24 protein-coding genes are annotated in these 23,774 nt (G+C 61.6%); 17 read left to right on the forward strand and 7 right to left on the reverse strand.

Annotated elements, in window-relative coordinates; translation table 11 throughout:
• The first annotated feature begins 70 nt into the window (after positions 1-70).
• The 3 genes from AACW87_RS15045 (at position 71) to AACW87_RS15055 (ending at position 2,590) form a co-directional block, all read left to right on the forward strand.
• The gene (locus AACW87_RS15045; protein ID WP_098984905.1) at positions 71-256 is read left to right on the forward strand and encodes a DUF3149 domain-containing protein; all 186 of its coding nucleotides are present in this window, start codon (positions 71-73) and stop codon (positions 254-256) included.
• Between the two features lie 142 nt (positions 257-398).
• Positions 399-980, forward strand: coding sequence for a DNA endonuclease SmrA (smrA, locus tag AACW87_RS15050; RefSeq protein WP_241325411.1), 582 nt, complete (start codon positions 399-401; stop codon positions 978-980).
• A 131-nt stretch (positions 981-1,111) separates the two neighbouring features.
• Positions 1,112-2,590, forward strand: a complete 1,479-nt coding sequence (locus AACW87_RS15055) for a carboxypeptidase M32 (RefSeq protein WP_241325413.1) — start codon at positions 1,112-1,114, stop codon at positions 2,588-2,590.
• Between the two features lie 76 nt (positions 2,591-2,666).
• On the opposite strand, the gene AACW87_RS15060 is transcribed toward AACW87_RS15055, so the two are convergent.
• Positions 2,667-3,068 carry a VOC family protein gene (locus tag AACW87_RS15060; RefSeq protein ID WP_241325415.1) on the reverse strand — a complete coding sequence of 134 codons (402 nt, stop codon included), beginning with the start codon at positions 3,066-3,068 and terminating at the stop codon, positions 2,667-2,669.
• 190 nt (positions 3,069-3,258) lie between these two features.
• Between AACW87_RS15060 and AACW87_RS15065 the strand changes: the two genes are divergently transcribed.
• The gene (locus AACW87_RS15065) at positions 3,259-4,839 is read left to right on the forward strand and encodes an AlkA N-terminal domain-containing protein (RefSeq protein ID WP_241325416.1); all 1,581 of its coding nucleotides are present in this window, start codon (positions 3,259-3,261) and stop codon (positions 4,837-4,839) included.
• A complete protein-coding gene (locus AACW87_RS15070) occupies positions 4,826-5,302 on the forward strand; it encodes a methylated-DNA--[protein]-cysteine S-methyltransferase (RefSeq protein WP_241325418.1) in 477 nt (158 codons plus the stop codon). The genes AACW87_RS15065 and AACW87_RS15070 overlap by 14 nt, the downstream gene beginning before the upstream one ends.
• A 128-nt stretch (positions 5,303-5,430) precedes the next feature.
• Here the strand turns inward: AACW87_RS15070 and AACW87_RS15075 are convergent, their stop codons facing one another.
• Positions 5,431-5,685: a hypothetical protein gene (locus tag AACW87_RS15075; protein ID WP_146047111.1), complete on the reverse strand. Its 255-nt coding sequence runs from the start codon at positions 5,683-5,685 to the stop codon at positions 5,431-5,433.
• On the opposite strand from AACW87_RS15075, the gene AACW87_RS15080 reads away from it, so the two are divergent.
• Positions 5,684-6,058 (forward strand): cupin domain-containing protein, encoded by a 375-nt coding sequence (locus tag AACW87_RS15080; protein ID WP_043554711.1) that lies wholly within the window; start codon positions 5,684-5,686, stop codon positions 6,056-6,058. The two genes, AACW87_RS15075 and AACW87_RS15080, sit on opposite strands and share 2 nt — an antisense overlap.
• Positions 6,059-6,304: 246 nt before the next feature.
• On the opposite strand, the gene AACW87_RS15085 is transcribed toward AACW87_RS15080, so the two are convergent.
• The 5 genes from AACW87_RS15085 to AACW87_RS15105 all read right to left on the reverse strand — a co-directional run bounded on the left by AACW87_RS15085 (position 6,305) and on the right by AACW87_RS15105 (position 10,796).
• The gene (locus tag AACW87_RS15085) at positions 6,305-6,550 is read right to left on the reverse strand and encodes a DUF1272 domain-containing protein (RefSeq protein ID WP_103471466.1); all 246 of its coding nucleotides are present in this window, start codon (positions 6,548-6,550) and stop codon (positions 6,305-6,307) included.
• Positions 6,551-6,589: 39 nt separating this feature from the next.
• Positions 6,590-6,919: a DHCW motif cupin fold protein gene (locus AACW87_RS15090; RefSeq protein WP_241325419.1), complete on the reverse strand. Its 330-nt coding sequence runs from the start codon at positions 6,917-6,919 to the stop codon at positions 6,590-6,592.
• Positions 6,920-7,068: 149 nt separating this feature from the next.
• A complete protein-coding gene (locus AACW87_RS15095) occupies positions 7,069-8,925 on the reverse strand; it encodes a peptidase U32 family protein (protein WP_241325420.1) in 1,857 nt (618 codons plus the stop codon).
• Positions 8,926-9,116: 191 nt separating this feature from the next.
• Complete coding sequence (locus AACW87_RS15100; RefSeq protein WP_241325421.1) at positions 9,117-9,725, reverse strand: LysE family translocator; 609 nt, start codon at positions 9,723-9,725, stop codon at positions 9,117-9,119.
• 129 nt (positions 9,726-9,854) lie between these two features.
• Positions 9,855-10,796, reverse strand: coding sequence for a LysR family transcriptional regulator (locus AACW87_RS15105; RefSeq protein WP_241325422.1), 942 nt, complete (start codon positions 10,794-10,796; stop codon positions 9,855-9,857).
• Positions 10,797-11,000: 204 nt separating this feature from the next.
• Here AACW87_RS15105 and AACW87_RS15110 point away from each other — a divergent pair, with 204 nt between their 5' ends.
• The 11 genes from AACW87_RS15110 to AACW87_RS15160 all read left to right on the forward strand — a co-directional run bounded on the left by AACW87_RS15110 (position 11,001) and on the right by AACW87_RS15160 (position 23,767).
• Positions 11,001-12,089, forward strand: coding sequence for a ketoacyl-ACP synthase III (locus AACW87_RS15110; protein WP_043135054.1), 1,089 nt, complete (start codon positions 11,001-11,003; stop codon positions 12,087-12,089).
• Positions 12,090-12,406: 317 nt separating this feature from the next.
• The gene (locus tag AACW87_RS15115) at positions 12,407-13,624 is read left to right on the forward strand and encodes a methyl-accepting chemotaxis protein (protein ID WP_241325424.1); all 1,218 of its coding nucleotides are present in this window, start codon (positions 12,407-12,409) and stop codon (positions 13,622-13,624) included.
• A gap of 9 nt (positions 13,625-13,633) precedes the next feature.
• Positions 13,634-14,002 (forward strand): response regulator, encoded by a 369-nt coding sequence (locus AACW87_RS15120; RefSeq protein WP_042867032.1) that lies wholly within the window; start codon positions 13,634-13,636, stop codon positions 14,000-14,002.
• A 14-nt stretch (positions 14,003-14,016) separates the two neighbouring features.
• Entirely contained in the window at positions 14,017-14,343 is a 327-nt protein-coding gene (locus AACW87_RS15125) for an STAS domain-containing protein (RefSeq protein ID WP_098984917.1), read from the forward strand.
• 26 nt (positions 14,344-14,369) lie between these two features.
• A complete protein-coding gene (locus AACW87_RS15130; RefSeq protein WP_241325425.1) occupies positions 14,370-16,583 on the forward strand; it encodes a chemotaxis protein CheA in 2,214 nt (737 codons plus the stop codon).
• Positions 16,584-16,598: 15 nt separating this feature from the next.
• Positions 16,599-18,521 (forward strand): methyl-accepting chemotaxis protein, encoded by a 1,923-nt coding sequence (locus tag AACW87_RS15135; RefSeq protein WP_241325427.1) that lies wholly within the window; start codon positions 16,599-16,601, stop codon positions 18,519-18,521.
• Between the two features lie 12 nt (positions 18,522-18,533).
• Positions 18,534-19,106 carry a chemotaxis protein CheW gene (locus AACW87_RS15140; protein WP_241279943.1) on the forward strand — a complete coding sequence of 191 codons (573 nt, stop codon included), beginning with the start codon at positions 18,534-18,536 and terminating at the stop codon, positions 19,104-19,106.
• Positions 19,107-19,175: 69 nt separating this feature from the next.
• A complete protein-coding gene (locus AACW87_RS15145; protein WP_241325429.1) occupies positions 19,176-21,347 on the forward strand; it encodes a methyl-accepting chemotaxis protein in 2,172 nt (723 codons plus the stop codon).
• A 61-nt stretch (positions 21,348-21,408) separates the two neighbouring features.
• The gene (locus AACW87_RS15150; protein ID WP_098984921.1) at positions 21,409-22,212 is read left to right on the forward strand and encodes a CheR family methyltransferase; all 804 of its coding nucleotides are present in this window, start codon (positions 21,409-21,411) and stop codon (positions 22,210-22,212) included.
• 10 nt (positions 22,213-22,222) lie between these two features.
• Complete coding sequence (gene cheD / locus AACW87_RS15155; protein ID WP_241325431.1) at positions 22,223-22,693, forward strand: chemoreceptor glutamine deamidase CheD; 471 nt, start codon at positions 22,223-22,225, stop codon at positions 22,691-22,693.
• A gap of 12 nt (positions 22,694-22,705) precedes the next feature.
• Entirely contained in the window at positions 22,706-23,767 is a 1,062-nt protein-coding gene (locus AACW87_RS15160; protein ID WP_098984922.1) for a protein-glutamate methylesterase/protein-glutamine glutaminase, read from the forward strand.
• The last annotated feature ends 7 nt before the right edge of the window (positions 23,768-23,774 follow it).

Below are 23,774 nucleotides of genomic sequence, written 5' to 3' on the forward strand. Positions count from 1 at the left end.
GGCTACCGGTTAAATAACCACCACGGGACTTGATCGAGATCATCTCGTCACTCCCAAAGAGGTATCTATCATGCCTGTCATCAATGGGATGACAGGAGTGCATGAGATGGAATTTTGGATGAACCTGATGTTCGGCAACAGCGTGGGGCTCATGTCCATGTTGGTGATTATCGGTACCTTCCTGCTGATCAGTTCCTACGCGGCCTATTTCATCTACAAGGTGATGAACGCCAAGCCGCCGAAAGAGGAGCAGTAACACATCTCGTCAGGCGATCCCCCGATCGCCTGTTGTCGCCTGCCCGGCCCGACTGACAGGGCCGTCTGACTGGCTACCCCCCATTTTCTGACCCCGACTCCCCCGCTATAATGCCCGCTCATTCCAATGCGGGGAGCCTGCCGTGTCTCATGACGACGAACTCTCACTGTTTCTGCAGGAAGTGGCCGACGTGCGGCCCATTCGCAGCGACAACACCCTCTCCCTCACGGGCACATCCGCCCCGACCGAGGCGCAACTGGCCCGTCGCCAGGCCGCGACCGCCGAGCAACTGACCCTGGATCACCTCAGCATGGAGGTGGTCGAGCTGCTCGATCCCCACGCCATCGTCGGCTTCAAGCGCGACGGTGTGCAGGAGGGGGTCTACAAGAAGCTGCGGCTCGGCAAATACGAGCTGCAGGCGAGCCTGGACTTGCACCAGAAGACGCTCAACGAAGCGCGTCAGAGCCTGGTGCAGTTCATTGCGGATTGCGAGGTGCGGGACATCCGCTGCCTGCTGATCCTGCACGGCAAGGGCGAGCGCAGCACACCGCGCGCCCAGCTGAAAAGCCATGTCAGCACCTGGTTGCCGCAACTGCCGGCCGTGATGGCCATGCACAGCGCAGAGCGCCGCCACGGCGGCAGTGGCGCCCTCTATGTGTTGCTGCGAAAAAGCGAGCGCAAGAAGGTGGAGAACCGCGAGCGACACCAGAAGCAGCTCGGCTAGCCAGCCCCCGTCATCGGGTCAGTCATCCCAGGCCAGGGTGGTAAAACGCACGAGGGCAGTGTTAGCATCGATCGGCCCCGATCATGCCAGGTACGGGGCATACCATCAGGGACGATAACAAGGACAATCCCATGTCATATCAAAAACTTGAACAACATCAGCAACAGCTGCACCGGCTCTCCCACCTCAGCGCCATCTGTGGCTGGGATCGGGCAGCCATGATGCCGGAGGGTGGCAACGAGGCACGCGCAGAGGCCATGGCCGAACTCGGCGTGCTGATCCATCAAAAGCGTACCGCCCCCGAACTCGGCGACTGGATCGCCAAGGCCGAGAGCGAACCACTGGATGAGATCCAGCACGCGAACCTCGCCGAGATAAAGCGCCACTGGCAGGATGCGAGCCTGCTGCCAAGCGATCTGGTCGAAGCGCTGTCGCTGGCCGGCAGCAAGTGCGAGCACGCCTGGCGCGGCCAGCGCAAAAACAACGACTGGGCAGGCTTCGCCCCGAATCTCAAGGACGTGGTGACGCTGTCGCGGGAAGTGGCGCGCCTTCGCGCCGAGGCGCTCGGTGTGCGCCCCTACGACGCCATGCTGGCGCTGTACGAACCCGGCATGACGAGTGCGCGGCTCGATCAGATCTTCGGCGATCTCACCGGCTGGCTGCCGTCCCTCATCCAGCAGGTGAGTGAACAGCAGAAGCATGACGCCATCTTGATCCCGCAGGGGCCCTTCCCCATCGCGAGCCAGCAGGCGCTCGGCCAGGAGGTGATGGGCGTGCTCGGCTTTGATTTCGCCCACGGCCGGCTCGATGTGAGCAGCCACCCGTTCTGCGGCGGTGTGCCGACCGACGTGCGCATCACCACGCGCTACAACGAGCGGGAGTTCGTCTCCAGCCTGATGGGAATCGTGCACGAGACGGGTCACGCGCGCTACGAGCAGGGCTTACCACGCCAGCTGCTGAGCCAGCCGGTGGGCGAGGCGCGCTCCATGGGCATTCACGAGAGCCAGAGCCTGTTCTGCGAGATGCAGCTCGGCCACGATCCCGCCTTCCTGGCGCTGCTGGTGCCGCGCATCCGCGCGCACTTTGGCGAGCAGGCGGCGTTTGCGCCGGCGAACCTGGCGAAGCTCTACAACCGGGTCGAGCCCGGCTTCATCCGCGTCGAGGCGGACGAGGTGACGTACCCGGCGCACGTGATCCTGCGCTACGAGCTGGAGCGCGACCTTATCGAAGGGCACATCGAGGTGGCCGATCTGCCCGAACTGTGGGATGCGAAGATGCAGCAGTGGCTCGGCCTCTCCACCAAGGGCAACTACCAGAACGGCTGCATGCAGGACATTCACTGGACGGATGGCTCGTTCGGCTACTTCCCGAGCTATACGCTCGGCGCCATGTATGCGGCGCAGTTGCGCTTCGCGCTGGAGCGGGAACTGGGCAACATGAGCAGCGTGATCGAGGCGGGCCGCCTGCCGGAGATACTCGCGTGGCTTGGTCGCCACATCTGGTCACAGGGCAGCCAGCACAGCACGGACGAGCTCATTCGCCGCGCGACCGGCGAGGCGCTGAACCCGCGCTGGCTGCGCCAGCATCTGGAGCAGCGCTACCTGAAATAATGGCTGCTGCGCCAGCGAGTGAAGAGGGGAACGGGGCAGCTTGACTGCCCCGTTTTTCATTGGCAAACAACCGGATTCAGAGGGGATCCGGGGCACTCAAACACTCGCGCAATTGCAGGATATTGCCTTCCGGATCAAACGCATTGCGCAGCACGAAGCCAGGCCCCGGCCACTGCTGCGGCAACAGGCCGCCACCGAGATCGGCCGCCCTGGCCTCGGCCCAGGCGAGGCTTGGCACGGTAAAGAACAGTTTTATCGCCCCCTGTTCGCGCAGCTGCGGTGGCACCTGGATATCAATATCGCAGGCAATCGACTCGGGGATGCCATGGATCAGCAGCTGGATGTCGTCGTTCTCCATCACGACAAAAGCGTCATCCTGGCTGCGAATGTCCATCTGCAGCAGGGTGCGGTAGAAGTGGGTCAGCAGGCCGAGATCCCTGGCGTAAATCAGGGCGCCGGCGCGGGCGGGTCCTGGCATGGTGCTATCCTCCTTGGATGTTGTCACCCCAGATTCTCACACTTGCCCGCCCGGTTCGACCGGTTTCAACCTCGCCACAGCGGCTCTCCCGGCGACGTTTTTATTTCAATTGCTGTCCGTTTCTGGCTAGTCACCACCTCCCCTCCCCCTTACTCTCTCATCCATGCACCCAGAACGGAGCGCCAGGACCATGAACTCGCCATCAGCCAGTGACCACCATCAGGATGAGGGGATCCCGAGCCTCAGCCGCGAGCAATGCCACGCCGCCCGGCTCGCCCGCGATGCGCGTTTCGATGGCCGCTTCTTTACCGGCGTGCTCTCCACCGGCATCTACTGCCGCCCCGTCTGCCCCGCGCGGCCACCGCACGAGCACAACGTGTGCTACTTCCAAAGCGCTGCCGCGGCCGAGCAACATGGCCTGCGCCCGTGTCTGCGCTGTCGCCCCGAGCTGGCCCCCGCCGCACGCGGCGATCTGCCGCCCGAACTCGCCCGTTTGCTGGCGCGGATCGATCGCGGCGAGCTGGCGGACGGCTCGCTCGCCGCACTGGCGGCAGAGGCCGGAATAAGCGAGCGCACGCTGCGCCGCCAATTCGAGCAGCACCTCGGTGCGTCACCGAAACAGGTGGAGCAGACGCGCCGGCTGCTGCTCGCGAAACGGCTGCTGACCGAAACCGCACTGCCCATCACGGACATAGCGTTTGCGGCGGGCTTTGCGAGCATTCGCCGCTTCAACGATGCCTGGAGCCAGGCGTATGGCCTGGCGCCCCGGGCGCTGCGCCAGCGTGAAGGAAGGGCCGACGTCACCGAGAGCGGCGCGGCGCTCACGCTGCAGCTGTCCTATCGCCCGCCTTATGACCTGGCGGCCATGCTGGCGTTTTACCAGCTGCGGGCCATCCCCGGGCTGGAACGGGTCGATGGCGATGCGTATGAGCGGCGCCATAGCGTCGGCGATCACGCGGGCTGGATCCGCATCGAGCAGGGCAAGGGCCATAGCATCAGGCTCACAGTGCATGATCTGCCGCCCGCGGCGCTGCCTGATCTCTTGTATCGCGTGCGCCGCATGTGGGATCTCGACGCCGACATGCAGCGCATCGGTGAGCGGCTCGGGCAGGATCCGCTGCTGGCGCGCCTGCAGACGCGCTGGCCCGGGGTGCGCTTGCCCGCCGGCTGGGATGAGTACGAGGTGATGCTGCGCGCCATCGTCGGCCAGCAGGTGTCGGTCAAGGGCGCCATCACCATCATGGGACGACTGGTGGCACGTACCGAGGCGCAGTTCGGGGTGGTGCAGCTGCCCACCCCGGCGCAGCTATGCACACTGGATCTCGACGGCATCGGCATGCCCGGCAGCCGCATTCGCACGCTGCAGGGGCTCGCCGCCGCGCTCGCGAGCGGTGCGCTTTCCCTGACCACGGCCAGCGACGAGCAACTGCTGGCCTTGCCGGGCATAGGTCCCTGGACGGTCGCCTACTGGCGGCTGCGCTGCGGGCAGGATCCCGACGCCTTCCCCGCCTCCGATCTCGTGCTGCAAAAGGCGCTGGGGGGCGGCGACAAGCTGCCGGTGAAAGAGGTGCTGGCGCAAAGCGCAGCGTGGCAACCGTGGCGCGGCTATGCCGCGAGCTGGCTGTGGCACGCCATGAGCGAACAACCGGCCCTGCTGATCAAGCAGCCATTGACCACCACAGCGAGTGCCATCGCAAACCCGCTGTCACCCACAACGGGGAGCAAGGCGCCCCAAAGCCATGACGAGGAGATAACCCATGATCCGCTATGACATGCTGCCAACGAGCTGCGGCGAACTGCTGGTCGCCATCAACGCGCACGGCCTGGTACACGTGGACTTTGTGGCAGGCCTGCGGGCGCTGCCCGACATGAGCGGCTGGCAGCAAGACGGTGAGGCGCTCGCCCCCTATCTTGCCGAGTTTGATGCCTATTTCGCCGGGCGCCTGCAGCGCTTCACGCTGCCGCTCGCCGCCCGTGGCACGGCTTTTCAGCAAGCGGTATGGCAGGCGCTGTGCGATATCCCCTATGGCGAGACCCGCAGCTACGGCGAGATTGCCCGCGTCATCGGTAAACCGAGTGCGAGCCGTGCGGTCGGCGCCGCGAACGGCCGCAATCCGCTGTCGATCATAGTGCCGTGCCATCGCGTGATAGGCCAAAACGGCAGCCTGACCGGCTATGCGGGGGGATTGTCCATCAAGCAGGAGCTGCTGCGCCTCGAGGGGATCGCGCTCTGAGCCTTGGGTCCCTGCCGCCACGCCAGGGGGCAGCCCAACCCTTGCCGTTTGCCCTGCCAGGAAGGCCCTGGTCACACTCGGCGCCAGACGTAACCCAATGCCAGCTCATCTCGCCCTCATCAGCCAAGCTATTGAAGAACAACCATGTTTTTCGATAGACCCGGCAAGGCTGGCCGTTCCAGTGCAGAGCGCGCCTGACATGGGGTGAAAACTTGCCCATAACGGCAGCAAACCAGAGCGCCGACGGGAGTTTGGGCGAATACTTCGAAGACCGGGATGACGCTGCGCGTGGGCAGCTTGCTGACTATCGAGATCACGGCGTGTTTCCTGGCGATCCGATCGCAGCCATCGGCTGCAATCCGTTTGAAGCGAGGAGAAAACATGTCCACTCCAGTCACAGTCACTCAATTCCAAGTGAGGTCCCACGGCGCCCCCGACGAGGTGCGCACTCCCGACAAGACCCGGGTCGAGGTCGTTAAACTCAATGGCTACACCATAGGGCGGTTCAACTTTGCCCCCGGCTGGCGCTGGTCTGACTGCATCAAACCTGTCGTCAAGACGGAGCAATGCCAGCTCTCGCACGTGGGTTACGCCGTCTCGGGGGCGCTCACTGTCCGCCTGACGGACGGCACCCTCAAGACCATCAACGCCGGCGAGTCCTACACAATACCGCCGGGGCACGATGCCTGGGTCGAGGGCGAGCAACCCTTCGTTGGCATCGAGGTGCTCAGCGCCGATCAATTCGCCAAGCCATAGTGTGTCGTTGGCAACTTACCATGGTTGCAACCGAATCTACCGGTGGGCACTCGCCCACCGGCACAGCAAGGCAGGCTTGATTAGCCAAGCCTCATCAGGCGTTCGTAAAGAGACATTGCAGACACCCAGCCGCTCCCTTCGTATTGACCCCCCCCTTCTCCCATGCGGGAAGAAGAGACAAGCACAAGGCCCGGGCATGCAGCCACGACCGTCAGCACCGGATGCTCGAACTGCCACTCCTTTTTCTTAAGGCTGGTTTTTCAGGGCCGGATTGAAGATGCGCTTGATGGAGGCGGGATTGGCCGCCAGCTTGGCCGTGGGGCGGCGGGGACGCCTGACCAGTTCGCCGCCGCAGTTCGGGCAAATCAGTTGCAGATAGTGCTCGCTGCAATCGGCGCAGAAGGTGCACTCGAAGGAGCAGATATAAGCAAGACCCGTGTCGGCGGGCAGATCCTGGTCACAGCATTCACAGTTGGGTCTGAGTTCGAGCATGGTGGTTGGCCTCGGTGGCAACAAAAGAAGGTGAATGGCTCAATCGACGATAAAGAGCCGGGCGCCCTGCTCGGTGAAGGATCTATGGGGCTCGGCGTTGTCGGCCACCTGATAGCTCATGCCCGCCGTCAGGGTGAAGATGCGGCCATCCTGCAACTCGGTGTGCAGCTCCCCCTCGATGCACAACAGGACATGCCCCTTGCTGCACCAGTGATCCGCCAGATAGCCAGAGGAGTACTCCACCATCCGCACCCGCAGCTCGCCAAAGGTTTGGGTATGCCAGCGGGCGACGCCGGTTTCCCCCTTGTGCTCGGTCGGCGCTATATCGGCCCAGCGGGTCGTGCAAAACGGCAATACATTGATTTTCATGACAGTTCCTTTGTCTACTCACGGAGATCCCGAGGGCATTCGCTTATCCCGGCGGGATATACGTGCTCGGGCAAGCTCCCTCTCTATCCTCCCTATACTGCCATCGAATCCGCGGCCGCCCTATGCCCGGAAAGAGGCCGCAGAGGTCATTACCCCTTGAGGCTCCCCATCACCTGCATTTCGCAGCGGTTGCAATCAAAGCGCAGCCGGAAGGTGTCCTTGCCCATCTTGAGCTCCAGCGGCTCGGCCTTGAGGCCGGGCACCTCTTTCGGGCAGAGGTTCTGGCTGTAGCGGATGCAGTGTTTGGTGATCATCAGCACCACTTCCCCCTCCTCCTTGTTCGCCTCATAGGCGGGGGCGATGCGCTCCACCCCGTGCTCGCGGAAGAACTGCTCGGCGGCCGAGTTCAGCACGTTGCCAAGGTAGGAGAGGCGGTGCTGCGGATAGCTGACATCGCGCAGGGCTATGCGTCGCTCGGGGCGCTGGTAGCTGGCCACGCGCACGGCCTCCAGCGCGGCTATGCCATCCCGGCGCAGCCCGTTGAGCTGTGATGCCGCAATAAATAGCGGCCTCGTTACTGCCAACTCAATCTTGCGGGCCACAAACAGGGTATTGCCGAGTTTGCCGAGCTGGTCGCGCGCCTGTTGCAGCGCCCGCTCCGGATTGTCGGCAGGCTGCTTGTCGCAAGGGAGCGTCACCGCGGCGCTGATGCCCTGCTCATCGGTGAGCATGAGGCGCAATCCCTCATCGCACTCACAGAGCTGCATATCGACCCGGATGCGGCGATCCGCGCTGGCCTTTTCCAGCATCTTGCTGAATGCCTGATCGTGGTTGCGGTAGATTTCTGTGCCCACCATCAAGCCCGGCATGCGCTCCGACAGGAGTAACTGCTTGCCTTCCACCTTGTTGAGGCGCATCCCCACCAGCTCCTTGTTCGGCTTGAAAAAGCCGAGGCCGTCGCCGTTGTTGAGGGTGACCGGCTTGCCGTCGATCTCGATACCATCGCGGGTCACCCTGGTGACGCAACCCAGAGGCTCGCCCACGTATTTCGGGCTTAGGGTGGAGTCGATCCCCTGTTGGCGGCCATTGAGGAAGTAATCGGTTGAGCCACGGTTGAAGCTCTTTTTCGGATCCGGCTCGAAGCTGTAGCTGCAACGCCCCGCCGAGGCGGCCACCAGATCGGAGCGGCGATCCAGAATGGCGTCGAGCTTCTGGCGATACCAGGCGGTGACGTTCTTGACGTAATCCAGCCCCTTGAGGCGCCCCTCTATCTTGAACGAGCGAATACCCGCCGCGATCAGCGCCTCCAGGTTGTCGGTCTGATCCATGTCTTTCAAGGAGAGCAGGTGACTGCCCTCCACCAGCACTTCGCCGTCCGGCTTTTGCAGCGAGCAGGGCAAGCGGCAGAGCTGGGCACACTCGCCGCGATTGGCGCTGCGGCCGGTGCGGGCATGGCTGATGTTGCACTGGCCGCTGTAGGAGACGCAGAGCGCGCCGTGGATAAAGAACTCCAGCTGCACCTTGGTCGCCGCGCTTATTTCGCGGATCTGTGCCAAGGAGAGCTCGCGCGCCAGCACCACCTGGGAGAAGCCCACATCCTGCAGAAACTTCACCTTCTCTGGCGTACGGTTGTCGGTCTGGGTGCTGGCGTGCAGCGCTATGGGGGGCAAGTCCAGTGCCAGCAGCCCCATGTCCTGCACTATGAGCGCATCGGCCCCCGCTTCGTAAATCTGGTGGGTCAGGCGCCGGGCCTGTTCCAGCTCGCTGTCGTGCAGCAAGGTGTTGAAGGCAACGAAGACCTGGGCGCCGAAGCGGTGGGCGTGGCGCGCCAGTGCTTCGATATCGTCGAGGGAGTTGCCCGCCGCACTGCGGGCACCAAAGGCGGGGCCACCCATGTAGACGGCATCGGCGCCATGGTTGATGGCTTCGATGCCGTAGGCGAGGTTCTTGGCTGGCGCCAGCAGTTCGAGGCGGTTCAGCGCGTGGCTATGGATCTGTGGGTGCATGGTCTCTGAGTCTATCGGCAGACAGAAAATGCCCGTCACTCTAGGTCAGTCGCCCTTTGCTTGCCTTGATCCCGCTTAAGATCACCGCAAGATACAGGATTAAAAGTCCGGAGATCGCAGTCCCGCCCGTGGAGCCGGGTATACGTTCAGCGGCCCTGCCCTCATGGCGCAGGGCCGCTGACAAACGAACCTCAGAGCACTACCTTGAGCGCCAGCCCCAGCAGCACCAGACCACTCACCTTGTCGATCACGAAGGATTTGGCTTTGAGCCACGCAAGAACTGGGCCGCGAGAGAGCACCAGCGCCACCAGCACATACCAGAGCGCATCTATGCCACCTGCGGTGAGCATCATGATACCCCCTTCGTTCCAGCCGGTGTCGGCCCGTACGAACTGGCTGAACAGGGCGATAAAGAAGATGGCAAGCTGGGGGTTGAGAAAGGCGACCATAAAGCCTTCAAAGGCCCCCTGACGACCACGCAACTGGTGGACCACCTCCTCGGCCGACTCGCTGGCGGGCCTGGCAAGCAGCGCCTTGATGCCGAGCCAGGCGAGAAACGCGGCGCCGCCGTAACGGATCAGATCAAACAGCAGCGGGGTCTTGGTGATCAGCACGGAGAGCCCCAGCGCGGTAATCAGTGCATAGATGCCAACGCCAAGGCCGTGACCCAGCGCGGTTGCCACCCCGTGACCCTGCCCCCCCTGCACCGTATTGCGGATGATCAGCGCCAGACTCGGCCCCGGGCTGATGGCCCCCATCACGCAGATTGCGGCCAGTGCCAGCCAACTCGTCAATTCCATATATTTCCCTACCTGTAAGCCGAATATCAGCAGCGGATCTCAGGGTAAGGGGCGGCCAGTTATGCCAGAAGTGAAAGTTATGAATAGATCCCATAGCCAACGGCTATAGGCTGGCACAACCGACTGCGGCTAGCGGACGCCAGCCAACAGCTTGCGGCTCTCGGCAACCGTGCGTTGCAGGTGTTCGCGCAAGAAGGGGTAGGCCAGCTCGCGAAACCACTTGTGAGCCGGATCCTGATGATGGCGCTGGTGCCACAGCAGATGATACTGCTGGGTGCGGGTGGCAAACGGCAGATCACAAAAGGCGAGATCCTGCTCGCGGGAGAGCTGCCAGGCGATATGGGCCGGGGTGGTCATCAAACAGTCGGTGCGCAGCAACACCTCCACTGCGGCCTGAAAGAAGGGCACCCTGGCAAACCAGCGCCGGTTAAGCCCCTGCGGCGCCAACACCTGCTCCACCGGGCTGTCCTTGTCACCGCCGCCGCTCACCTGCAGATGGGGCCAGGCGAGGTAGTCATCCAGACTGAGTGGCTTGCCCGCCAAGGGGTGATGGCGGCCCATCAGCACCACCAGCCTGTCCTCCCCCTGATGCAGGCCACGGATCTGCTCCGGCACCAGCTCCGTGATGGTGGAGACCAGATCCAGCTCGGATTGCCACAGCTGGGGCAGCTGGCGCTTGTCCCACAGGCTGTACTCCAGCGCAACAAGCGGCGCCTCTTTGGCCAGCGCGGCGCAGATATCGGGCAGGATGTGCTGGGCCACATAGTCGGACGAGGCAAGCCGAAACACCCGCTCGCAGCGACCGGGGTCGAAACCCGGTGCCTCGTAGAGCCGATCCAGCGCACCGAGGGAATCCGCCAAGGCCGCCGCCAGCGTCTCGGCCCGTGGCGTCAGCAGCCAGCGCTGCCCCTCCCGCACCAGCAAGTCGTCGCCAAACTCGCTGCGCAGCTGGCTTAGCTGCTTGCTGATGGAGGGCTGGCTCAGGTGCAGCAGCTCGGCCGCCCGGCTGATGTTGCGGGTCTCCAGCAGCACCTTGAGGGTGGGCAGCAGGTTGAGGTTGGCTTTGTGCAAGGGGCAGCCCCGTTGGATGGTGGAAAGCCCTATCTTAGGGCAGGCGAGTCCTCGATTTTAAGCAAAATTTCCCGCTATTTTCGGCGGTTTTACGCCTCTTCCCTGCCAGATAACCATGACCACAAGATGACAGTGGTTGCTCCGTGCGGCATAATTGCGCGATTTTCCGCCTGCGGGCGATCCACTTTGAGAAGCGGTAACAAGATGAAATACGCCAATATCACCGGTTGGGGCAAATGTCTGCCCCCCTCAGTGCTGACCAACGATGACCTCAGCACCATCATGGATACGTCGGATGAATGGATCTATCCGCGTACCGGTATCAAGGCCCGCCGGATCTCCCACGTCAGCACCTCGGATCTCGCCACCCTGGCCGGTCGCCGCGCCCTGGCCTGTGCGGGCCTGGAAGCGAGCGATCTCGATGGCATCATACTGGCGACCGCGACTCCGGATAACCTGCTGCCCAATGCCGCCTCTGCGGTGCAGAAGAAGCTCGGTGCCGTCAACGCCGCCGTGTTCGACCTCAACGCCGCCTGTACCGGGTTTGTCTACTCCCTCTCCGTCGCCACCTCCCTGGTACAGACCGGCATGATGAAGAAGGTGCTGGTGATAGGTGCCGAGCGCCTGACCTATCTGCTGGACTGGGCGCGCCGCGATACCGCAGTGCTGTTTGGCGATGGCGCCGGGGCCGTGGTAATAGAGGCGAGCGAGCAGGAGTGCGGGCTGATTGCCAACAAGCTCGGCTGTGACAGCGAAGCGCGGGAGATACTGCACGTCCCGAACTTTGGTACCGATCGAGTGCGTTTTGCCGATGTGGATGGGCTCTTTACCTTCAACTTCGAAGGCCCGGAGATCTTCAAGCGCGCCGTGCGCGGCATGGGTGAAGCCACCGGCACAGTGCTGAGCCAGGCCGGCATCACCCCGGAGCAGGTCGATCTCATAGTGCCGCACCAGGCCAACATCCGTATCATCGAAACCCTGGCCAAGCGCATGAACGCCCCCATGGAGAAGGTGATGGTCAACATCGAGAACTACGGCAACACCTCCGCCGCTACCGTGCCCATCGCCCTGTGCGAAGCGCTGGAGCAGGGCCGCGTCAAGCCGAACTCCTATCTGCTGACCGCCGCCTTCGGTGCCGGTCTGACCTGGGGCGCCGCCATCATCAAGTGGGGCGATCGCGTCACCCCCATCAACTCGTGCGATGCCGAGCTGCCCCCGTGCGACAAGAGCGCGCTTGAGCTGATTGCCCATGCGGTCGAAGGGTGCCAGAAGGCCCACGCCAACGAGGCCTAATCCTCAGCAGGAGCCTGGGTCATCAGGCTCCTTTTTATCTGCTTTTTATCTGCGCTTGCCTCCGCGCTATCCCCACGCTTCGTTATCCGCCACTTCACCGCGCTCTCGTCTAGCCAGAGCCCCGTCTGCTGCCTCCATATTCCAGTTTTATCAGTAGATCCCCCCGAACAGGACCGATTTGTAACCAAGTTATTTTTTTGCGCTAACCTTACTGAGCCATTTGTAACTAACGGGTTCGGGCGTGGATCATCCTCTCTGTCACCAGTGGGATAGCAGCTTGTTCCCGCCCCGACTCACGTGCAGGGATGAGTTTGCGTATGACAGATCACAAGACGGCAGAGACCATTGCATTCTGGGACCCCGTGAGTTGGGCATGCTGCCTGGGCACAGGCCTGCTCAGCACCCTGCTGCTGACACTCGCAGGCAGCCCGCTGCCTTATCTGCTGGCCAACGGCGTGCTGGCACTGGGCGCAGCCCTCTGGTGCTCCCATCACTATCACGGCAAGCCGGTGGCCAGCCATCACGACGAGGAGGCTGCCCATACCTGGTCTGCCGCCCAGCTCAGCCACTCCATCATCGGGCTCGAACAAGTGTGCGAGAAAGCCGTCCCCATCTGGTCGCAGCAGATTGAGAACTCCCGTCAGCAGACCGAAGGGGCCATGATCGATCTGACCCAGCGCTTCGCCGGGCTCACCACCAAGCTGGAAGAGGCGGTAGCCGCCTCTCACGATGCCGCTGGCGATCTGGGAGGGACAAAATCCGCGGGCATGGCCGCCGTACTGGCCGAGAGCCAGGCCCAGCTCAACCAGGTGCTCGCCATCATGCACTCCGCGCAAGCCAATCGCGATGCCATGCTGGCGGAGATCAAGACGCTTACCGCCTACACCATAGAGCTCAATACCATGGCGCTCGATGTGGCCAAGATTGCCTCCCAGACCAACTTGCTGGCGCTCAATGCCGCCATAGAAGCGGCTCGGGCCGGTGAGGCAGGTCGCGGCTTCGCCGTGGTGGCCGATGAGGTGCGCACCCTGTCGCGCCTCTCCAGCGAAACGGCCCAGAAGATGACGGACAAGGTCGACACCATCAACACCGGCATTGGCCGCGCCTTCCAGATAGCAGAAAGTGCAGCCGCACGGGATCAAGCCGCCGTCAGTGACTCGGAGCACGCCATCGAGCAGGTGCTGGAGCGCTTTCGCATGGCCACCACCAGCCTGGCGGAGTCGGCCGCCCTGCTGCAGAGCGAAAGCTCGGGGATCCACCGCGAGATCTCCGATGTCATCGTTTCGTTACAGTTCCAGGATAGGGTCAGTCAAATCCTCAACCACGTACGCCAGAACATGGACAGCCTCAATGACCACCTGATTTCCTCACGCAACAGAACACACCAGTCCGGCCCCATCCAGATAGATGCGGAGAGCTGGCTGGCAGACATGGAACTCTCCTATGCCACTGATGAACAACGCAACATTCATCATGGCCGCCGCCAGCAACCCATGATGAATTCCTCCAGCAGTGCAGACGTTACTTTTTTCTAGGAGACAGATATGGCCAAAACAGTCCTGATCGTGGATGACTCGGCAACCATTCGCCAAGTCGTCGGCATGACGCTCAAGGGAGCCGGTTACGAGGTGATGGAAGCCTGCGATGGCAAGGATGCCCTCAGGAAACTCGACGGCAAGAAGATCAATCTCATCATCAGCGACGTCAACATGCCGAACATGGATGGCATCAGCTTCGTCAAGGAGGCCAAGAAACTGGCCAGCTACAAGTTCACCCCCGTCATCATGCTGACCACGGAATCCCAGGACAGCAAGAAACAGGAGGGACAGGCGGCAGGGGCCAAAGCCTGGGTGGTCAAGCCATTTCAGCCCGATCAGATGCTGGCGGCCGTCGCCAAGCTCATCATGCCCTGAGTCAGGAGCCCCCCATGCCGCTGCACATAGAGACGGGTGAACACAAGACGCTGGTCAAGGTATCGGGGGAGATGACCATCTACACAGCCGCCGAACTCAAGCTGGCACTCACCCCCCTGCTCTACCGCCAGCAGGCGCTGGAGCTGGATCTGTCCCAGGTGTCCGAGATGGACAGCGCCGGCTTGCAGCTGTTGCTGGCAGCCAAGAAAACGGCGCAACAGAGCGGCTATCCGCTGCACCTGATCATGCACAGCCATGCGGTGCTGGACGCGCTGGAGCTGTGCCAGCTGACGGCCTTCTTTGGCGATCCCACCCTCATGCCCCACGCTGATCACGCCTAGGCAGTCCCAGTGACAAGGAGTCATTCGTGAGCATCAATCTTGATCAGGCCCTGCAAACCTACATAGCCGAGGCACGCGAACTGCTGGAAGAGATGGAGTCCGCTCTGCTGACGCTGGAAAACGACCCGGACAACAGCGAGCTGATAGGCGCTATCTTCCGGGCGGCACACACCATCAAGGGCTCCGCCGGCCTGTTTGGCTTGCAGCCCATCGTCAGCTTCACCCACATAGTCGAAGACTTGCTCGATCAGGTGCGCAATCAGCAACTGGCGATCACCACGACGCTTATCAAGGATCTGCTGGAGAGCCGGGATCACATCGAACGGCTGGTCCGTCTGGTCGCAGAGCAGGGCGCATCACTGGGGGATGACGAACAGGCACTGGACTCCCTGTTGCGGCTCAATCTGGCGCGCCATCAGACGGCACGCCAGACCGGGTTGCCGGAATGTACCCCATCCGCAGGCCCGGAGCCGGTCAGCAAGGAAGAGGGTCATGTCAGCGCCACCTCGCTGTGGCACATATCCCTGCGCTTTGGCCAGGATGTGCTGCGCAATGGCATGGATCCCGCCTCGTTTCTGCGCTACCTCGGCACCATGGGCACCCTCTGCGCCATCGAAACCCTTCACGACGCCCTGCCTGACTGGGAACATTTCGATCCCGAGAGCTGCTACCTCGGTTATGAGCTCGATGTCGACACCCAGGCAGACAAAGGTGCCCTGAGCGATGTGTTCGAATTCGTTCGCGATGACTGCCGCATCACCATACTGCCCCCTCACAGCAAGCTGGCCGAGTACATAGCGCTCATCCATGACCTGCCAGAAGACAACGACATGCTGGGGCAACTGCTGGTCAAAACCGGGGCGCTGACCGCCAGCGAGCTGACGCTCGGCCTGCAAACCCAACATGACAGTCCGCAGACTGACAGCAGCAAGCTGGGGGAGATCCTGATTGCCCAGGGCGCAGTCAACGAGGTGGTCGTGGATGCGGCGCTCAAGAAACAACACCAGAACAAGGAGAATAAAACCAAGGAGGGGCGCTACGTCCGGGTGCATGCCGACAAGCTGGATGATCTGATCAATCTGGTCGGCGAGCTGGTGGTCGCCAGCTCGGGCGCCAGCCTGCTGGCCCAGCGCTCACGAGACAGCCAGCTGCAGGAGGCAAACTCCACCATCGCCATGCTGGTCGAGGAGATCCGGGATGGCGCCCTGCGCCTGCGCATGGTGCCCATCGGGGACACCTTCAACCGCTTCCAGCGCGTCGTGCGCGACGTCAGCCACGAGCTGAACAAGGACATTGCACTGGTCATCACAGGCGGTGACACCGAACTCGACAAATCCGTGGTGGAAAAAATAGGCGATCCCCTGATGCATCTGGTTCGCAATTCCATGGATCACGGCATCGAATCGGCGGGGCAGCGCCTCGCCGCCGGCAAGCCGGCGAGGGGTACCTTGACCCTCAATGCCTATCATGACTCCGGCAGTATCGTCATCGAGATCAAGGACGATGGCGCCGGCCTCAACAAGGCAAAAATTCTGCAAAAGGCGCAAGAGCGGGGTCTGGTCGCCGCCAATGCGGTATTGACGGATCAGGAGATCTACCAGCTCATCTTCGAGCCCGGCTTCTCCACCGCAGAGACCATCACCAACCTCTCGGGCAGAGGAGTCGGCATGGACGTGGTCAAACGCAATATCCAGGCCCTGCGCGGCAGCGTCGAGCTGGACAGCAAGCCCGGACAAGGCACCCGGGTGCAGATCCGGCTGCCATTGACCCTGGCCATCATCGACGGCTTTCTGGTCCGGGTCAGCACCACCCATTACGTCATCCCCCTCGACATGGTGATCGAGTGCGTGGAGCTGACCCAGAGTGCCCTGGCCGATACCCAGGGGCGCAACTACCTCAACCTGCGCGGCGAGGTGCTGCCGTTCGTCCGGCTCCAGCACTACTTCGATGTCGAAGGGGCGAGAGGACGCAGGGAAAACATAGTGGTCGTCAGTCACGGCGGCAAGAAGTCCGGGCTGGTGGTCGATGAACTGCTGGGGGAATTTCAGACCGTCATCAAGCCGCTCGGCAAGCTGTTTCAACGCCTGCAAGGGATCAGCGGCTCCACCATTCTGGGCGGCGGCGAGGTTGCCCTCATCCTGGATATTCCCTCCCTCATTCAACATGCCATCGATCAGGAACTGAGCCAGCTGAGCCAGTACGCCCTTCCTCGCCAGCAAACTCAACCAAGAGTCAATTAACGCCAGGAGCCCGTCATGTTCAGAAACTCCACCATTAAAATGCGACTCACCATACTGCTCTGCCTGCTATGCGTGCTGCTGCTGGGCGTCGGCGGGCTGGGACTTTACAACATGCAGAGCAGCAACCAGGGCCTGCAACGGGTTTATAACGACCGCGTGGTGCCGCTCAAACAGCTGAAAACCATCTCAGACAACTACGCCGTCGCCGTCATCGACAACGTCAACAAGGCCAATTCGGGTCTCATCAGCGCCGAAGAGGCGCTGCAACAGATCCAGCGGGCCCAGCAGCAAATCAAGCAGGAGTGGCAGCATTATCAGTCCACCAAGCTGACCGCAGCCGAGCAGAAACTGTCGGCCGAGGCGGGTTCCCTGTTCAGCGCGGCGGATCGCGACATCACCCGGCTGGAGCAGTTTCTCGCGGCCCAGCGCGGCGTCATCGCCGGCAGCCTCAATGATTTTGACGGCAAGCTTTACGGTTCCATCGATCCCATAGGCAACAAGATAACCGAGCTGGTCAGTCTGCAACTCGATGTGGCCAAAGCCGAATATGAACAGGCTCAATCCTGGTACGACGCCATGCTGCTCACCATGATGGTGGTCGTCACGGCGGGCATAGTGGCCGCGGCCTGGTTTGGCATAGTGCTCATCCGCAGCATCATAGCCCCCATCAATCAGGCGCTGCAGGTGGCCAACCATCTGGCGGAGGGCAACCTCGACGTCACCATCACCATAGGGGCCAACGATGAGGCGGGCCAACTCTTGATGGCCATGCAGAACATGGTCAACAAGCTGACGGCCCTCATCAACGACATCGAAACCCTGGTCACGGCCGCCGTCGAGCAGGGGGATTTCAGCTACAAGATAGCGCTGGACGATCGGCAGGGTTATATCAAGCGCCTGTCAGAGCTGCTGAACCGCTTGTCCAACGTCACAGATACCAGCCTCAAGGATGTCATGCGCATCGCCACCGCCCTGTCACGGGGGGATCTCACCCAGAAGATAGACCAGCCCTACCCGGGGATTTTTGGTCAGACCAAGGATGGTCTCAACAGCACAATAGACGCCCTGACGGCCATCATTGAAGAGGTGCGCAACGCCGCCGACAACCTCACCAATGCCTCCAGCCAGGTCAGCACCACGGCCCAGTCCCTGAGTCAGGCCACCAGCGAGCAGGCCGCAAGCGTGGAAGAGACCAGCGCCTCCATAGAGCAGATGAGTGCCAGCATCAACCAGAACACGGACAATGCCAAGGTGACCGACAACATGGCGAGCAGCGCCGTCCTCGAAGCGACCGAAGGGGGCCGCTCGGTACAGCAAACCGTGGCGGCGATGCAACAGATAGCCCGCAAAGTCAGCATCATCGATGACATCGCCTACCAGACCAACCTGCTGGCGCTCAATGCCGCCATAGAGGCGGCCCGCGCCGGTGAACACGGCAAGGGCTTTGCGGTGGTGGCCGCCGAGGTGCGCAAACTGGCCGAACGCAGCCAGATTGCGGCCCAGGAGATAGGGGAACTCTCCTCCAGCAGCGTCGATACCGCAGAGAAAGCGGGCAGCCTGCTCGACAAGATAGTGCCTTCCATTCGCAAGACATCCGATCTGGTCCAGGAGATCAACGCGGCGTCCGGCGAGCAGGCCAGTGCGGCGAACCAGATCAGCATGGCCATGAACCAGCTCAATCAGGTGACCCAGCAGAACGCGGCCAGCAGCGAGGAGCTGGCCGCCACCGCCGAGGAGATGAGTTCCCAGGCCAACGAGCTGCAGCAGACCATGGACTTCTTCTCGCTGGAGAACCTGGTCAGGCCCTCAAAATTCAGCGAGGGCACGCACAGGGGCGCCCCCCCCAGAGGCAAGTTTGTCATGCCTGCCCAACACCCGCTGCATGGCCACACGGCACCGCAACCCCAGGTTGACGAAGCCGATTTTGTCCGCTTTTAACCGGAGAGACTCATGAGCATGTCAACCGAAGTGGTCCCACAGCCAGTCACGCTGGCTCATGACAATCAGGGCGATGCCCAGTACCTGACCTTCCTGATCAAAGGTGAGATGTTTGCCATCAACATTCTCGGGGTCAAGGAGATCATCGAATACGGCAACATCACCCCCATCCCCATGATGCCGAGCTTCATCCGCGGCGTGATCAACCTCAGGGGTGCCGTGGTCTCGGTGGTGGATCTCAACGCCCGCTTTGGCAATGCCCCCTCCAGCATCACCCGTCGCAGTTGCATCGTCATCATCGAAGGAATGCACCCGGATGATCCCGAGCACGGCAATCAGGACATAGGGGTCGTGGTGGATTCGGTCTCGGAAGTGCTGACCATTCCCTGCAACGAGATAGAGCCGCCGCCCAGTTTTGGCGCCCGCATCCGGGCCGACTTCATCAGCGGCATGGGCAAGGTGAACGGCAAGTTCGTCATCCTCATCAATACCGAGAAGGTGCTCTCCATCGACGAGATGACACAGCTCAGTGAACTGACCCAGCAGCAGGAACGGCTGCTGGAACAGAGACAGCCAACGCCATAACCCCGGCGTCAACAACAAGAGTGTCACTCACACCACACAGCAATGACATGTCGCACAAGGATAAGGCCCATGACTCAATCATTCTTTGGCAATCTCTTCGGCAACGGTAGCGCTCATACCTTGCAACAAGCACAACTGACCCAGTTGATCGGCGCCACTCGCACCATTTCGCAGGGGATCGCACAGGGTGAACAGCCGACCCTGCTGGAACTGGCCACACTGGACGGCCCGCTGCGGGAACTCTGTCAGGAGTTCAACCAGGTCATCACGCTGCTGGGCCAGCGGCTCAGCAGCGGGCTGGCGGCCATCAGCGCAAACCAGGCCCTGTATGACGAGAACCTGCGGGTGCGCAAGGCTCTGGATGGCGCCTCGACCAATGTGATGATCGCCGATACCAACCTCGACATCGTCTACATGAATGAAGCCGTGCTCGCCATGCTGGGGCAGGCGGAATCCGACATCCGCAAGGATCTGCCCAACTTCGACACCAGACATCTGATGGGCAAGAACATAGATACCTTTCACAAGGATCCGTCCCACCAGCGCAGCATGCTGGCCAAGCTGGACAAGACCTACCGCGCGCAGATCTCGGTCGGTGGCCGCATCTTCTCCCTGATCGCCAACCCTGTCTTCAACGACAGCGGGGAGCGGCTCGGTTCAGTGGTGGAGTGGGCCGATCGCACCAAGGAGATCGCCATCGAAAATGAGGTGAAAGCGGCCAACGCCGCGGCCAAGCTCGCCGCCGCCGAGAGCCTGCGAGTCAAGAGGGCGCTGGATGGAGCCACTACCAACGTGATGATTGCCGACACAGATTTGAACATCATCTATATGAACGAGTCGGTCAAAGAGATGCTGAGCCTGGCCGAGTCCGACATCAGGAAAGAACTCTTCAGCTTCAATTCGTCCAACCTGATGGGGGCCAACATCGACAGCTTCCACAAGAATCCCGGCCATCAGCGCAGCATGCTGGCCAAGCTGAACAACACCTACAAGACCCAGATCCTGCTCGGTGGACGCACCTTCTCGCTCATTGCCAACCCTGTGTTCAGCGACGATGGCGAGCGGCTGGGATCTGTGGTCGAGTGGTCTGATCGCACCAAGGAGGTCGCGATCGAGCGGGAGATGTCGGAAATAGTGCAGGCGGTGATCAACGGGGAGCTGCACAGACGCATGGATCTGGTGGGCAAGAGTGGCTTCTTCCAGACTCTGGGAGAAGGCATCAACCGCATCGCAGAGGTGATAGACACCAGTCTCAACGACGTGATCCGGGTGGTGCAATGCCTGGCGCGAGGAGACCTGACCCAGACGATCGTGGCCGACTACCCCGGGGTATTTGGCACCACCAAGGACTCCCTCAATCAAACCATCATCTCACTGACCAACATAGTGACCGAGGTAAGGAGCGCGTCCGACAACCTCTCCAGCGCTTCGGAACAAGTCAGCGCCACCGCCCAATCCATCAGCCAGTCGAGCAGTGAACAGGCATCCAGCATGGAAGAGACCAGCGCCTCCATCGAACAGATGAGTGCCAGCATCAACCAGAACACAGACAACGCCCAGGTCACGGACGGCATGGCCAGCAAGGCCGCCAAGGAGGCGGTGGAAGGGGGTGAGGCAGTCAAGCTCACGGTCGATGCCATGAAGCAGATTGCCAAACGGATCGGCATCATAGATGACATCGCCTACCAGACCAATCTGCTGGCCCTCAACGCCGCCATCGAAGCCGCCCGCGCGGGGGATCACGGCAAGGGCTTTGCAGTGGTCGCCGCCGAGGTTCGCAAACTGGCGGAGCGCAGCCAGGTAGCGGCCCAGGAGATAGGCGAGCTGGCCTCCAGCAGCGTCGACATGGCGGAAAAAGCGGGTCGCCTGCTCGATCAGATGGTGCCCTCCATCAACAAGACCTCGGATCTGGTGCAGGAGATCAGCGCCGCCTCCGCCGAGCAATCCACCGGCGTCAGCCAGATCAACATCGCCATGAATCAGCTGAGCCAGGTGACCCAGCAGAATGCCTCCTGCAGCGAGGAGCTGGCGGCCACGGCAGAGGAGATGAGCAGCCAGGCCGAGCAACTGCAACTGGCCATGGAGTTCTTTACCCTGGAGCAGCACAAGGGCGGTACGGGTCAGAAAGCCACAGCTCCCCGAGCCGCGCCCCGAGGGCGTTTCATCACCGACGGCAATGGACAAGATGGCTTCAATGGCTCCCCTCGCCCCCACAACGACGCTGATTTTGTCCGGTTCTAAGCAAGGTACCGGGTGAGCCATGCTCACCCGGTACGCTCCTATCACCACAGGGAGTCCGTCCGTGTATCAGACCCAGTTGCATGATGATGAATTTACGCAGTTTCAACGCTGGATCCACCAAACGGCGGGCATAGATCTGTCACCGGCGAAGAAGGCGCTGGTTGCCAGCCGGCTGTCAAAACGGCTCTGTCACTACGAACTGGAAAGCTATGGCGACTATTTCAGCCTGATCATGAACAACCGGGGGCCAGAGCTGCAGATCGCGCTGGATCTGCTCACCACCAACGAGACCTACTTTTTCCGGGAGCCGAAGCACTTCGAATTTCTCAGCGAGAAAGTGCTGGCACGGCTGCCAAAAGAGCGGGCGGTGCGCATCTGGAGCGCGGCCAGTTCGTCCGGCGAAGAACCTTACAGCCTGGCCATGACGCTGGCCGACACGCTGAGCCAGGGCAATTGGGAGGTGATTGCCTCGGATATCTCGACCCGGGTGCTGGAGCAGGCCAGATCGGGGCAATATCCCATCGAGCGGGCCCATAATATTCCGCTCTCCTTCCTGATGAAGTACTGCCTGAAGGGCGTCGGCTTTCAGGAAGGGACCTTCATCATCGATCGTAAACTCAGGGACAAGGTGCAATTTCATCACATCAACCTGAATCAGGAGCTGCCCGACATCGGCATGTTCGACATCATTCTGATCCGCAATGTGATGATCTATTTCAATCGGGAAACCAAGGGGCAGGTGCTGCAGCGCCTGGTGCCACGCTTGAAGAAGGGAGGCTACCTCATCGTCAGCCATGCGGAGAGCCTGAACGGCCTGCCCCACGGTTTGCAACTGGTGTCGCCCTCCATCTATCTGAAACCCTGAGGGTTTCAAGATGAAAGAGATAGTGCTGCAACCAGGAGAGTTCTTTTTTGGTCAGGACGACACCATCATCCGCACCCATCTGGGCTCCTGCGTAGCCATTACCATGTGGCACCCTGAGCAGAGACGGGGTGGCATGTGCCACTACATGCTGCCCAGCCGTGGCCACAACGATGACGGGCTGGATGGCCGCTATGCGGATGAGGCAATCCAGTTGTTTATCAATGAAATAAGCAAGTACCCCGCCCCCATTCACGAATACGAGGTCAAGTTGTTCGGCGGCGGCAACATGTTTATCGAACAGCAGACACTCAACACCATGAATGTGGCCATTAAAAACATCAAGGCGGCCTGGCAACTGACGCAGCACCTGGGGCTGTCGATCAAGGCTCATCATCTCGGACATGCAGGACACAGAAGCCTGATTTTTGAACTGGCCAACGGCAATGTCTGGGTACGCCATCACCGGCTGCCGCATCGTTAAGGGAACTGGGCTATGAAAAAGATCAAGGTCATGCTGGTGGATGACTCCGCCGTGGTCAGGCAGGTATTGCAGGCCATTCTGGAACAGGAGCCTGATATCAAGGTGATTGCCACCGCGTCTGACCCGCTGTTTGCACTGGAGAAGCTGAAAAAAGAGTGGCCCGACGTGATAGTGCTGGATGTAGAGATGCCGCGCATGGATGGCATCACCTTCCTCACCAAGATCATGGCCGAACACCCCACCCCAGTGGTGATCTGCTCTTCCCTCACCGAGAAGGGGGCGGAAACCACGCTGCAGGCCATGGCCGCCGGCGCAGTGGACATCATCACCAAGCCCACGGTCGGCCTCAAAAGCTTTCTGCAGGAGTCGGCGCAAGCGCTGGCCATGGCGGTGCGCGCCGCTGCCCAGGCAAATGTCAAACAACTGGGCAAGGCGCCTGTGGCCACAGTCGCCGCCAAACTCAACGCCGACGCCATCATGCCCGCAGCCAGCCAGCATGCCATGGCCCAGACCACGGAGCGGATCGTGGCGATCGGCACCTCCACCGGCGGCACCCAGGCGCTGGAAGCCGTGCTGACGACCCTGCCTCGCGTCTGTCCCGGCATCGTCATAGTGCAACACATGCCGGAGAAGTTCACCGCCTCCTTCGCCGAGCGGCTCAACAATATATGCCAGATCGAAGTCAGGGAGGCGAAGAGCAATGACAGGGTCATTCCCGGCCTGGCGCTCATAGCGCCGGGGGGCAAGCACATGCTGCTCAAGCGCAGCGGCGCCTACTATCACGTCGATGTGATGGACGGCCCCCTCATCAACCGTCATCGCCCCTCGGTGGACGTGCTGTTTCGCTCAGTGGCCAAGTTTGCCGGCGGCAATGCCACCGGCATCATAATGACGGGGATGGGAGATGATGGTGCGCGCGGGCTAAGAGAGATGCTGGAGGCAGGCGCCAACACCTTCGCCCAGGATGAGGCCTCCTGCGTGGTGTTCGGCATGCCCAAGGAGGCCATCAAGCTCGGGGCCGCCCGCCACATACTGCCACTGCAGGATATTCACCACGCCATAGTGGGTCGCTAGCAGGCAG

The sequence above is a fragment of the Aeromonas sp. MR7 genome (assembly GCF_963899385.1).
Lineage (GTDB): Bacteria > Pseudomonadota > Gammaproteobacteria > Enterobacterales > Aeromonadaceae > Aeromonas > Aeromonas bestiarum.